The 12,358-nt window shown below is 42.1% G+C and carries 10 protein-coding genes and 4 tRNA genes; 9 read left to right on the forward strand and 5 right to left on the reverse strand.

The window, feature by feature from the left end:
* Positions 1-7: 7 nt before the first annotated feature.
* Positions 8-421 carry an Ohr family peroxiredoxin gene (locus tag PSYCG_RS02120; RefSeq protein WP_020442755.1) on the reverse strand — a complete coding sequence of 138 codons (414 nt, stop codon included), beginning with the start codon at positions 419-421 and terminating at the stop codon, positions 8-10.
* 279 nt (positions 422-700) lie between these two features.
* Positions 701-2,053: an MBL fold metallo-hydrolase gene (locus PSYCG_RS02125; protein WP_020442756.1), complete on the reverse strand. Its 1,353-nt coding sequence runs from the start codon at positions 2,051-2,053 to the stop codon at positions 701-703.
* A gap of 318 nt (positions 2,054-2,371) precedes the next feature.
* Here PSYCG_RS02125 and PSYCG_RS02130 point away from each other — a divergent pair, with 318 nt between their 5' ends.
* From PSYCG_RS02130 to rimI, 9 genes are all read left to right on the forward strand, one after another.
* Complete coding sequence (locus tag PSYCG_RS02130) at positions 2,372-3,967, forward strand: peptide chain release factor 3 (protein ID WP_020442757.1); 1,596 nt, start codon at positions 2,372-2,374, stop codon at positions 3,965-3,967.
* 189 nt (positions 3,968-4,156) lie between these two features.
* Entirely contained in the window at positions 4,157-5,011 is an 855-nt protein-coding gene (locus PSYCG_RS02135) for an RsiV family protein (protein ID WP_020442758.1), read from the forward strand.
* A gap of 82 nt (positions 5,012-5,093) precedes the next feature.
* Complete coding sequence (locus PSYCG_RS02140) at positions 5,094-6,227, forward strand: FHA domain-containing protein (RefSeq protein ID WP_020442759.1); 1,134 nt, start codon at positions 5,094-5,096, stop codon at positions 6,225-6,227.
* Positions 6,228-6,717: 490 nt separating this feature from the next.
* Positions 6,718-6,793 (forward strand) — tRNA-Thr (locus PSYCG_RS02150).
* Positions 6,794-6,860: 67 nt separating this feature from the next.
* A tRNA-Tyr gene (locus PSYCG_RS02155) sits at positions 6,861-6,944 on the forward strand.
* Positions 6,945-7,029: 85 nt separating this feature from the next.
* Positions 7,030-7,103: transfer RNA gene (locus PSYCG_RS02160), tRNA-Gly, on the forward strand.
* A gap of 117 nt (positions 7,104-7,220) precedes the next feature.
* A tRNA-Thr gene (locus PSYCG_RS02165) sits at positions 7,221-7,295 on the forward strand.
* Positions 7,296-7,777: 482 nt separating this feature from the next.
* On the forward strand, positions 7,778-8,968 hold the full coding sequence (gene tuf / locus PSYCG_RS02170) for an elongation factor Tu (RefSeq protein WP_011512793.1): 1,191 nt from the start codon (positions 7,778-7,780) through the stop codon (positions 8,966-8,968).
* A gap of 164 nt (positions 8,969-9,132) precedes the next feature.
* Positions 9,133-9,609 carry a ribosomal protein S18-alanine N-acetyltransferase gene (gene rimI / locus PSYCG_RS02175; RefSeq protein ID WP_020442760.1) on the forward strand — a complete coding sequence of 159 codons (477 nt, stop codon included), beginning with the start codon at positions 9,133-9,135 and terminating at the stop codon, positions 9,607-9,609.
* Positions 9,610-9,694: 85 nt separating this feature from the next.
* Here the strand turns inward: rimI and PSYCG_RS02180 are convergent, their stop codons facing one another.
* The 3 genes from PSYCG_RS02180 to trxB form a co-directional block, all read right to left on the reverse strand.
* A complete protein-coding gene (locus PSYCG_RS02180; protein ID WP_011512795.1) occupies positions 9,695-10,129 on the reverse strand; it encodes a MerR family transcriptional regulator in 435 nt (144 codons plus the stop codon).
* A 152-nt stretch (positions 10,130-10,281) separates the two neighbouring features.
* Positions 10,282-11,106: a leucyl/phenylalanyl-tRNA--protein transferase gene (gene aat / locus PSYCG_RS02185; protein WP_020442761.1), complete on the reverse strand. Its 825-nt coding sequence runs from the start codon at positions 11,104-11,106 to the stop codon at positions 10,282-10,284.
* Positions 11,107-12,129: a thioredoxin-disulfide reductase gene (gene trxB, locus PSYCG_RS02190; protein ID WP_011512797.1), complete on the reverse strand. Its 1,023-nt coding sequence runs from the start codon at positions 12,127-12,129 to the stop codon at positions 11,107-11,109. It abuts the gene before it with no gap.
* Positions 12,130-12,358 lie beyond the last annotated feature (229 nt).

A 12,358-nucleotide genomic window follows, 5' to 3' on the forward strand; every position in this document is an offset into this window, starting at 1 on the left:
TAGAAATTTATTTTACTTCTGAGGTTACTTCGCTATCGACATTACCATGGGTCGCTTTAGAATATGGGCAGACCTTATTGGCTTTCTCAACCAATTGCTGAAACTCATCCGCTGATAGCTCTGTATTTTCACCGATAACATGAATTTTAACGGCCAATTTAAAGTCTAGACCTTCGCCTTTCTTTAAATCTACTGAGACTTCAGTAGTAGAATCAAACTTTGCTTTTTCTGCCCCTTTGACGGCACCAAGTGCACCATCAAAACAAGCAGCATAACCCATAGCGAACAGTTGCTCTGGGTTATTACCGTCTTTACCAGAACCAGGTGCAACCATATTGATGGTTAAATCGCTGTCTTGTAAGCTAGCTTTACCTGCACGGCCACCAGTGACAGATGCTTTAGTCGAATATAGGGTTTCCATAATGTATCCTTTTATATAAATTGTTTTCCATCATTTCTAGATAGGATTTTTGAGTCTTGTTATAACTAGTTATAAAATAGCCCATCTAGCATACCAGACGACAAGGCAAGCTTTATATAGCGGCAGTAAAAGTATGATATGAATTTGTAAGTTAGTTTTCTCAGTAAAATCAGATTATAACTAGCTCTCTATACGTAGTCGTTGCAATAAAGTGAAAGCGATAAGACTGATTTAGTCAAAACAAATCGTTGCTCATAAAAACAGCTTGTATCTATAGATCTATTTATGAGCTGCTTGCCATGCGCCCATCGAACCAAGATAAATATCGATGTTTTCAAAACCTTGGCTTGCAAGCCATCCTGCGGCTATTGTGGCCCGTGCTCCGCTAGCACACATCAAGGTGTAATGATGCTTCTTATCAAGTTCACGCCAACATTTGTTAAGATGTCCAACGTAAATGTGTTGTGACCCCTCGATTGCGACAGTATCTCGTTCGTCGGCATCACGGACATCGAGTAGGGTCCAGCCCTCAGTATCATTCTTTAGACGAGCTTCAACCTCGCTAGTATCAATCATAGGGGTTTGCTGCATTTTTTCACCTTTCGCAGCAGCGGGAACCACGCCGACATAGCCACCTAATACGTTATCAAGGGCAATCCGAACCAGATGCTCCATAGCCGTGGCGAGTTGTGCCTCATCAGAGGCAATTAATGCCAAGCTTTCGCCTTCATGGATGTACCACCCGGCAAAGGCGGAAATCATGCTCACGGGTAGGCTCATCGCTCCAGGTAAATGACCGGAAGCATAAGCCATCGGCTCACGAATATCAATCAGATGATCGGCACCGCAGCTTTTCAACTGCTGTAGCGAAAAGCTGCGCGGTCGAATAACAGAAGGAGGTGCAGTACCGCCCTCCATGTTCAAGCGCTCCATCAGTCTGAAATAAGGCGGCTGATAATGGTTTTCGCTGACCTTAAAGCGGATAAAGGCGTCGCGATCTGTGAATTGTAAACGTGGGTTATTCAATCTTTCATGACCGACGCTAGAGAATTCACGCTCTGCCATACCTGATCCGCAGACAGAGCCCGCGCCGTGTGCAGGATGTATAATGGCCTGATCACCTAGTGCTAATATTTTTTGTAGCGAATCATAGAGTAGACCTGCGACTTCCTCATCTCTATCAGGATAGAAGTCAGTACGGCCGACGTCACCGACGAATAGGGCATCTCCGGTGAAGACCGCCACAGCTTTATCGGGGTAAGCTGTGTCAAATAGAGCATAGGCAAGATGGTCATCAGTATGACCGGGCGTTTCTAAAACGCGTATTTCAAGCTGACCGATGGTAAAACAATCACCATCGCGCACCGTTTGAGCATAGACGATAGGCTGTTCTGGGTTCGGACCGTGAAGAACACTGGCGCCGGTCATTTCTGCTAGAATCGGAGCACCGGAAACAAGATCTTCGTTGCGATGAGTTTCGAAAATATGTATGATTTCTAACCCTTGTGCCCGTGCCTTTTCTACATAAATCGCACAGTCACGGCGAGGATCTATCACAGCAGCTTGACCACCTGACCCCACCAGATAAGATAGATGGGCAAGCCCAGGTGTCTTAATCTTTTCAAGCAACATAACTGTCTCCTTCTAATAATTTTACAATGACTAATATATGATTGTTTTTATCTATTTTAATAAAAATCTTTGAATAATCAATGTTGTATGATGATGTTTTGATTGTCAAACAGGTTTCTTATACAATTAAATGAGTGTTTTGTAAAAATCATGGATCTAGATAATTGGTGTAGATAAGGCTGTTGCAAGCTAAGGGATGAATAGTATCTTAACCATAAATCCGCTACAATACGCGCACCAAAATCCATCACATTTACTGTTAGACCTTTTCTAAATTCTTGTTTTTTTCTTCCAAAATTTAACGATAAGTTATTCATTATGAGCGTAGATCCAAAGAAATTAAATAAAGAAGTGGCCAAACGCCGCACCTTTGCCATCATCTCGCATCCTGATGCTGGTAAGACGACGATGACCGAAAAGCTGCTGCTATGGGGTAAAGCGATTCAAGTAGTGGGCGAGGTCAAAGGTCGTAAAACCGACCGCCATGCGACATCTGATTGGATGAGTATGGAGCAGGAGCGTGGTATTTCTATTACCACTTCGGTCATGCAGTTCCCTTATAAAGAACATATGGTCAACCTGCTAGATACACCGGGTCACGCTGACTTTAGTGAAGATACCTATCGTACTCTGACCGCTGTAGACAGTGCGCTGATGATGGTCGATGGCGCAAAAGGTGTCGAAGAACGTACCATCAAATTGATGGAAGTTTGCCGGATGCGTGATACGCCCATCATCTCATTCGTCAATAAACTTGACCGCCAGATTCGTGAGCCGCTTGAGCTATTGAGTGAAATCGAAGCGGTATTAAAGATTAAATGTATTCCTGTCACTTGGCCTATCGGTATGGGACAGGATTTTGTTGGTGTCTATCATTTAACCGAAAACAAAACCTATTTTTATGAGAAAGGTCATGGCGGTGATATGACGGTCGCTGAGACGCGCGAAGGCTATGATTATCCTGATATCCGTGAGCGCTTAGGCGCTTTAATGTTCGCCTCGTTTGAAGAGTCACTAGAATTGGTACAAATGGCCCTAGAAGACTTCGATGTTGACGAGTTTTTAGCCGGTGAAATGACACCCGTATTGTTCGGTACAGCGCTAGGTAACTTTGGCGTCAATATGGTACTTGATACTTTAATCAAATATGCGCCGCCACCAAAAGCGCATCCGACCAATGAACGTGAAGTAGCGGCGAATGAAACAACGTTTAGTGGTTTTGTCTTTAAGATTCAGGCAAACATGGATCCGCGTCATCGTGATCGCATTGCATTTTTACGTGTCTGCTCAGGCAAGTACGAAAAAGGCATGAAATTAAAGCATGTACGTTTAGGTAAGGACGTACGTATTGCTGATGCCTTGACCTTTTTAGCAGGTGACCGTGAAGCGTTGGAAGAAGCCTATCCGGGTGATATTATTGGTTTACACAATCATGGCACCATCTCTATCGGCGATAGTTTCACTGAAGGCGAAGAGCTCAACTTTACCGGTATCCCGCATTTCGCCCCTGAGCTATTCCGCCGTGTTATTCTAAAAGATCCGCTTAAATCAAAAGCCCTGCAAAAAGGTTTACAGCAGTTGAGTGAAGAGGGAGCAACACAGGTCTTTATGCCGCAGATTAATAATGATTTAATCTTGGGTGCGGTTGGTGTACTACAGTTCGAAGTGGTTGCCCATCGTCTCAAAGAAGAGTACAAAGTACAGTGTATCTTTGAGCCAGTATCGATTGCGACGGTACGCTGGATACATTGCGATGACGAAGTAGCGTTAGCCAAGTTTAAGCGCAAAGCCCATGACCAACTATCGCTAGATGGCGGTGGTCATCTGACTTATCTTGCGCCATCACGGGTGAACTTGCAGCTGATGCAAGATCGCTATCCAGAAGTGACGTTTAGCAATACGCGTGAGCACTAAAATCCATTATTCCACTTTGCTTAATCTTAAAAGACACGTTATCGTGTCTTTTTTATTAGCTTATCAAACAGCGTGTTATTGATTTTAATCCCTATGAATCTAGAAAAAACACGAACAGTGTTCCTACAATATAGGACAAAGGTTACGGTAGAATATCAGTAAATCTTATAGATATATTAAAGAGGCTATATGAAAACTGCTAATAAACGTCCTATTATTGAGTCACAATCAGTCCAGCAATCTTCTACGGATGCGGGTAGGCTGCATTTATTGTCAATAGTAAGTAGTGCGTTGCTGTTTGGCACGTTAAGCTTCTCAGCATATGCCGATAGCCTTTTTAGTAGCACAGAATATCTTGATTATCAGTTACCCAAAAAACTACAAGAAACCTGCACGGCGCGTGATAACTGTCCGGAGATTGAAGTTAAATATCTTAAAACCAATCACAAATGGATAAATGATATCACCAATCAGCGTATCAATACGCTGGTTGTAAATAGTAAACCCTCTGAATCTGCGCCTATCACTACCAAAGCTACTCCAGCTGCTGTCAAAAGCGCGCTTGATGGTTTTGCTGCCTCGCAATTGAATGAGCTACTGAGTGACAGTGCGTTTGCTTACAGCCTAACGGTGACACCTGAGTATGTGGGTCATATTAATGATTTTGAGACGTTCGAGATAAGCTCATATGTCTTTACTGGCGGCGCACATGGAATGCCATATAGCGAATATCTAGTGTTTGATCAAGAGACGAAAAAGCAAATAAAACTGGCGGATATGCTGCAAAGCGGTAAAAAGCCACAGTTTAAGGCACTGGCCTACAATGCTTATAAAGACTGGGTGAAAACGGTCGATAAAGATGTGAAAAACTACGAGAAAAATTGGCCATTTACCTTAAGTGATAACGTCACATTGACGGATAAAGGGGTTGATATTCGTTATCAGCATTATGCTATCGCTCCCTATGCCTATGGTATGCCAGTGCTTAGCATTCCTTATAATAAGCTTGGCGGTATTATACAACCGCGCTTTATCCCTAAATAATATAGCTATAAACGTCAGATACAATAGGATGGATCAGCTAATGACCATCATGAATATTTAATAATAAATAAGGAGTCATCGCATGACAAACGATATCGATAATATGAATGCCGCAACGACCAATACATGGCAGTTGAATGCCTTGACAGAGGCACTTGGTGATCTGACATTAACAGTCACTGACAGCCTCTCTGTGGGCCGTGGTAGTGATAATGATCTGGTACTAGGTAGCAAGCAAATTTCACGCAATCATGCACAACTGAGTGTCTTAAACGGTCAGCTATACGTAAAAGATCTAGAGTCGTCAAACGGCACTTTTATTAATGATGAGCGTATTGCTGCCAATGAATCGAAGCAGTTAGCAGCAGAGGATACGCTTGGGTTTGCAAGCTTTATCTTTCAGGTAAGTGCGCCAGTGGCTGCTACCGTTATTCATGAGCAAGCAGTTGTAGATAAACCAACGTTAATGTTGAGTCCTGATACTGAAATAGCACCTATTGTTGAAGCAGAGCCAGTGGTTAAAGAAACGATAATCGAAGAGATATTACCTGTCGAAAATTCTTTAGAAGCAATGCCTATTGCTGCTGTGCAAGCAGAGCCGATTGTTAGCGCTGCTCAAACAGATAAGCCAGTGACCAAAGAAACAGGTATCACTGACATCTTAGCCGCCGCAGATAAAGCTGAACCTGTATTGAGCGAAGTAGAATATAGTCCTACTGAAACTTCAAGTGTTCCTAGCGTGGCTGCTGAGGACGAAGTAATAGATTCTATCTCAACCGAAACTACATCAACGCCTTCTGCTCATCAAGAATCACTTGTAAAGCAGCCCGTCTTATCTGATGAGTCTTTGCTACATAAAGACGCTGTATCTGAAACCCTTTCAGAAACGTCTCTTGTAAGTGAGGCGCCAGTCATTGAAGCAGCTATTGAGCCAGAGCACGACAAAACCACTAAGACGGCCTTGCAAGAAGAAGCAGATCCAGATGTACTTCGTGCTAAGCAGGCAGCCACTTCACAGTTTTCGGGCACAGCCAATCTAGGTCAATCTCGCGATTTGGGTACCACAGGCAATAATGCGATGGATCAAGCACTGGATAACCCTGCCACTACTGGAGCAGTTGAAAAGAAACCGAGTGGTAGTTGGTTTATATGGGTGTTTGTCGCGATTATTATTATTGGCTTAGCACTATGGTTGTTTAATACAGGCATGGTATAGCCAATTTTCAACAAGAGAGCTATCTTTGTTTATTTAAATAATAAATTGGTCAACTGGTAAAAGTTGTAGTTGATTGGCTTTAAGATATTTTCGCTTTAAGAGATTAGTGCTATGTTAGGATAAATTTTTCATCGCTTTAAATAGTAATTTTATAGCGAACAAGTTTTGTCTTAGCATCGCAGGAATCACAAGTTTTAACGGTATCTTTTCAAAATTCTGCTGCTGATAAGTATTAGCGCTTGGCAGGTTTACACAATTATTGAATGTTTCTAGCAATGAGTAATCAATCCACAGAAGTTAAGTGACTAGTTTTTTGGCTAAAAGATAGACCGTTGAAGTAAGAGCAGTAAAAGTAGCTACTTTCAAAAAATAAAAACCCTTTTATAATCAGTTGCTTGAGATTTTTTATTAAAATAAAGCCAAAAATACTAAAAAAGGGCTTGCGCATCTCAAAATATTTGATAGAATAGCCACCACTTTGAGAGAACAAGCCGACTTAGCTCAGTTGGTAGAGCAACTGACTTGTAATCAGTAGGTCGCCAGTTCGATCCCGGCAGTCGGCACCATCTCTCTCAAAGTAGCTTTTTATGAATATGTCTTAAACTAAAGCCATTTTTGTTTAAAGCAACCTAAGGTGGGATTGGGGAGCGGTCAAACCCAACAGACTGTAAATCTGTCGCGAAAGCTTCGAAGGTTCGAATCCTTCTCCCACCACCATATTTTTCTAAGTTCGTCTTAGCGCCAAGCATACTCTATATCAATCCATGATTCTTTATTGGAGTCAATCCAGATAAGAGTAAATGCGGGTGTGGTATAATGGTAACACCTTAGCCTTCCAAGCTAATGACGCGGGTTCGATTCCCGCCACCCGCTCCATATATGTACCATTGCACAAATCATCAATACTCATCACGACAGTCAGTTATTATTGCTGTATCGTGATATTTTTTTTAGTGCAACTTAGTGGTTGGCTGCTGTAGTTGTTAAAAACATGCTCATATAGCTCAGCGGTAGAGCACTCCCTTGGTAAGGGAGAGGTCTTGAGTTCAATTCTCAATATGAGCTCCATTTATTGTTCCATTATTTATATTCGCTTTGCTAGTGCTTGTCCATAGCTCAGTATTGGTATCAAAATTATAAATATCGAAAATTATACATACAGTGTGGCAGAGAATAATTCAAAGGTGACACTGAGGTGTTGCCTTTTTGCGCTGTCAGTTTATTAGTAGGTGTTATCTTTATCTAATAAATGAGCTGTATAAAGAATTAAATGAATAAGAGTTAGATAAAGTAGTGCAATAGCAGTACTGTATATTAACTTGTCATGTTCAACAGATTGAAAAGCACGTATAATGCCTCTATTTATACGCTTAACAGCTAAAATATCGAATACGAAGATAGTATAGCGTTATAGCTAGTATTTTAATAAATATTGGTTTAATAGAAAAAACACAGTGTCAACGGTTTGATGGTCATACATCATAAGCCGTCAAACAGTTATTTACCGATCTTTGATTGATAAATATTCACCAAAAAAAGAGGAAATACCCATGGCAAAGGCCAAGTTTGAACGTCTAAAACCACATGTTAACGTCGGTACCATCGGACACGTTGACCACGGTAAAACCACCCTTACCGCTGCAATCGCAACCGTAGCTGCAATCACTTCAGGTGGCGAAGCCAAAGACTACGCGTCTATTGACTCAGCACCAGAAGAAAAAGCACGTGGCATCACCATCAACACCTCACACGTAGAATATGACACCCCATCACGTCACTATGCTCACGTTGATTGCCCAGGTCACGCCGATTATGTTAAAAACATGATCACCGGTGCCGCTCAAATGGACGGCGCAATCCTAGTTGTATCAGCAACTGACGGCCCTATGCCACAAACCCGTGAGCACATCCTGCTTTCACGTCAGGTTGGCGTACCGTACATCGTCGTATTCATGAACAAGTGCGACGTTGTTGATGACGAAGAATTGTTAGAGCTAGTAGAAATGGAAGTTCGTGAATTATTAAGCGACTATGACTTCCCAGGTGATGACACCCCAATCATCCACGGTTCTGCAACTGAAGCCCTAAAAGGCTCACAAGAAAAATATGGTCAACCAGCCGTTGTAGAACTATTAAACGTTCTTGACACCTACATCCCAGAGCCAGAGCGTGACATCGACAAAGCATTCCTAATGCCAATCGAAGACGTATTCTCAATCTCAGGTCGTGGTACTGTTGTAACTGGCCGTGTTGAATCTGGTATCGTACGCGTTGGCGACGAAATCGAAATCGTCGGTATCCGTGACACTCAAAAAACCACCTGTACTGGTGTAGAGATGTTCCGTAAACTGCTTGACGAAGGTCGTGCAGGCGAAAACTGTGGCGTACTACTACGTGGTACTAAGCGTGAAGACGTACAACGTGGCCAAGTACTAGCTAAGCCAGGTTCAATCACTCCGCATACCAAGTTTGACGCTGAAGTATATGTGTTGTCAAAAGAAGAGGGTGGTCGTCACACACCATTCCTAAACGGCTATCGTCCACAGTTCTATTTCCGTACCACTGACGTAACTGGCGCAATCCAATTACAAGACGGTACTGAAATGGTTATGCCTGGTGATAACGTTGAGATGGGCGTAGAGCTTATCCACCCAATCGCTATGGACAAAGGTCTTCGCTTTGCTATTCGTGAAGGCGGCCGTACTGTAGGCGCTGGTGTTGTTGCTAACGTATTAAACTAATACTTAACGCTGTCAGAGTAATCTGATCTTCGTTAATAATTTAGTCAAAAGCCATCCTCGAAAGAGGGTGGCTTTTTTTTGGGTATGGTTTGCTAATAGAATGACAGTGTCGATAATCAACGATAATATAACTGATATTAAAGCCAGCAAATAAAGAGGCACTGATGTTCGATATAAAGATGCTATTAGATGAACCAGATAAGCGTAAAGAAATGGTCGAAGCAGTTGCAGCTGTTGAAGCTATGGTTCAGCTACAAGACCCTTGGACATCTCAAACAATAGGCGACCTGCTTGAACAGGATAGTATCAGTCTGATGGTTGTTACTGATAATTCTGCAAACGAATTGATTGGCTACTGCTTATACCAATTATTGTTTGAGCAAGCAGAGATTTTACGCATTGGCACTCATCCTAATTATCAGCGACAAGGTATAGCATCACGAGTTTTTATTAGACTAGATGAGGCGTTAGAGGCCAATCAAGTGGAGAGTCTTTTATTAGAAGTGCGAGCAGACAATACTGCTGCGATCGCGTTATATGAGCAGCAAGGATTTACTGTGATTCATACACGTAAAAGCTACTATCAAGCAGCGCATCAACCGGCAGTCGACGCGCTAATCATGCAGCGTATTTATAATTAATCTTAAAAAATATTAGCAGCTTTTATTATTTGAGATTTAAAACAATAACAAATAATAAATGCAGTGTGGTATCGAGGTTTCCTTATCAGGATAAAGGCAGTGTCTTTTTACACACATCAATGTCGAGTTTATAATCACTATCAGCCTTCATATGCTCAAGAATATCAATGCGTTCGGTCAACATTTCTATCATCAAACTGATGGTCGTTTGTTGTTTTCTGATTTGAATCAGTTTTTGCTGGGTAATGTTCAGCTGTAAGTCAATATCGAGCTGACCATCATAATAATCATTGAGGCTGTCTTTGATTTCAGTCAGGGTAAAGCCAATTGCTTGCGCGCTTTTAATTAATTCGATACGTTCAACGCATTCTGGATGAAACTCAGTATATAGCCGCGAACCTGCCTGACGCTTACGAGACTTCAGCAGCCCCAATTGATCATAGTGACGAATGGTATCTTTAGTGGTGTTGGCTTTGGTTGCCAGCTTACCTATTAATAGAAAAGAGGTATCAGGTGCCATAATGTACTCATGATCGTGATAGGTAAGTTACTGATTTATGAAAACATTGCCGATTAAACGTAACAGTAATAATCATACGTACTCAATCGAGTCGCGCTATTTTAACTATCGATTAGCCAGATCAACTTTAGATTTTAAAATAAAGTAAGAAACTAGAGGTTTAATTGCCAAGGTTGCAAACTCCCTAACAGCGATACCGCTAGAGGCTTATGCGAGTTTTTGTGCCAATTATCTGAACTATTAGATATTAATATATCTAGTTGAGTCAAAAACTCAGTACGTGACAAGGTGATAGCACCTAAACTCGTGAGATGATCGTTAGGTAGTTGACAGTCGACAAGATTAACATTGCTTTGCTCACATAAGCGCATCAAGCCCCAAAATGCTAGCTTTGATGCATTAGAAGCGATATGGAACATCGATTCACCAAAATAAATACCACCTATTTTTAAGCCATATAAACCACCAACGAGCGTGCCTTTATCATCCCAAACTTCAATACTATGCGCAAAACCTTGAGCATGTAGCTCGCTATAGGCTTCAATCATCTCATCATGAATCCAAGTATGTTCGCCTTCAGGCTGACTTTCATTAAGATCGTCATTAACGCCATTACTACGCGGTAAACTACAAGCGTGTATGACTTCATCAAAAGCTTGATTCAGCGTCAACTGCCAACGACTACGGTTTGCTTGCTTACGTAGCGATTTACTCGGCTGATAGTCTGTCGGCTGCATCACACATCTGGGTTCAGGGCACCACCAAGCAATTGGCTCATCGTCATTAAACCAAGGAAATAGACCCTGTGCGTAAGCAGAAATCAGCGTCTCAGGGGCTAAATCTCCCCCGATAGCCACAATGCCCATACCTTCAGGGTCTACTATCGCTGGCTCTGGAAAGTCATAACGCCCAAGACTCTTGATATGTTGAACAAAAGCCTCAGGCGTTATGCGACCATCGTTAACAAAATCGCTCATTTACGCTTCTTTGTCAGCTGTCAACGTTGAAGCATAAGTATGATCTTGAGCGACCGTTTCGCCTATTGCATCTAGGTACTTTTCAGCATCAAGTGCTGCCATACAGCCTGTACCAGCAGAGGTAATCGCTTGACGATAGACATGATCTGCGACGTCACCTGCGGCAAAAACCCCTTCGATACTGGTTTGGGTAGCATTACCATTGAGACCGCTGTTGACGATCAGATAACCGTCTTTCATCTCTAACTGACCTTTAAATAAGTCAGTATTCGGCTTATGACCAATGGCGACAAACATACCAAACACGTCCAGTTGCTTGGTACTGCCATCAATCATAGATTCAATGACCACGCCATTAACGCCCATATCATCACCAACCACTTCTTTTACGCTGTGGTTCCACTCGATTTTGACATTACCATTTTTGGCTTTTTCAAATAGTTTATCTTGTAGGATTTTTTCTGAGCGTAAGCTATCACGGCGATGGACTAAAGTGACTTCAGCGGCGATATTTGATAAATACAGCGCTTCTTCAACGGCCGTGTTACCACCACCGATAACTGCCACTTTTTGGTCTTTATAAAAGAAGCCATCACAAGTTGCACAGGCAGAAACGCCAAGACCACGGAATTTGGTTTCTGACTCTAGACCTAGATACTGTGCTGATGCGCCGGTTGAGATAATAAGAGCATCACAGGTGTAATTGCCGTTATTACCGGTTAGCTCAAAAGGACGCACATTTAAATTCACAGCATTGACATGATCATAAACCAGTTCAGTACCAAAGCGTTCGGCATGGGCTTTCATACGCTCCATCAATGCAGGACCAGTCAAATCATGTGCATCACCCGGCCAGTTATCGACTTCGGTCGTCGTCGTGAGCTGTCCGCCGACTTCCATACCGGTGACCATAACAGGCTTTAGGTTGGCGCGTGCTGCATACACAGCAGCAGAATAACCAGCAGGACCTGAACCTAAAATAATGAGTTTTTCGTGGCGTGGAGCAGTATTATCAGTTGCCATAAGATTTCCTTGCTAGAGCAATAAATGTGAAAAGGTTCAACGTTAAAATAATAAGTAGATATTATAAGTATTATAAAAGATAAGCGTAAAAATGACGACGTATCTGGTTATTATCGTTGCTATGTGATAATAACATAAGGGCTAAGAGCAAAAAGTGCAAGTTTGCTAAAACAAATATGGGTATCATTAGAACTAAAGTATCTGAAGCTTGAAATTTTAGTACCAAAAA

The organism is Psychrobacter sp. G (assembly GCF_000418305.1).
Taxonomy (GTDB): Bacteria; Pseudomonadota; Gammaproteobacteria; order Pseudomonadales; family Moraxellaceae; genus Psychrobacter; species Psychrobacter cryohalolentis.

What these genes read in the sequence shown, in the direction of transcription:
- PSYCG_RS02120 (WP_020442755.1), bottom strand. Translation starts at nt 421, where the DNA reads ATGGAAACCCTATATTCGACTAAAGCATCTGTCACTGGTGGCCGTGCA.
- PSYCG_RS02125 (WP_020442756.1), bottom strand. Translation starts at nt 2,053, where the DNA reads ATGTTGCTTGAAAAGATTAAGACACCTGGGCTTGCCCATCTATCTTAT.
- PSYCG_RS02130 (WP_020442757.1), top strand. Translation starts at nt 2,372, where the DNA reads ATGAGCGTAGATCCAAAGAAATTAAATAAAGAAGTGGCCAAACGCCGC.
- PSYCG_RS02135 (WP_020442758.1), top strand. Translation starts at nt 4,157, where the DNA reads ATGAAAACTGCTAATAAACGTCCTATTATTGAGTCACAATCAGTCCAG.
- PSYCG_RS02140 (WP_020442759.1), top strand. Translation starts at nt 5,094, where the DNA reads ATGACAAACGATATCGATAATATGAATGCCGCAACGACCAATACATGG.
- tuf (WP_011512793.1), top strand. Translation starts at nt 7,778, where the DNA reads ATGGCAAAGGCCAAGTTTGAACGTCTAAAACCACATGTTAACGTCGGT.
- rimI (WP_020442760.1), top strand. Translation starts at nt 9,133, where the DNA reads ATGTTCGATATAAAGATGCTATTAGATGAACCAGATAAGCGTAAAGAA.
- PSYCG_RS02180 (WP_011512795.1), bottom strand. Translation starts at nt 10,129, where the DNA reads ATGGCACCTGATACCTCTTTTCTATTAATAGGTAAGCTGGCAACCAAA.
- aat (WP_020442761.1), bottom strand. Translation starts at nt 11,106, where the DNA reads ATGAGCGATTTTGTTAACGATGGTCGCATAACGCCTGAGGCTTTTGTT.
- trxB (WP_011512797.1), bottom strand. Translation starts at nt 12,129, where the DNA reads ATGGCAACTGATAATACTGCTCCACGCCACGAAAAACTCATTATTTTA.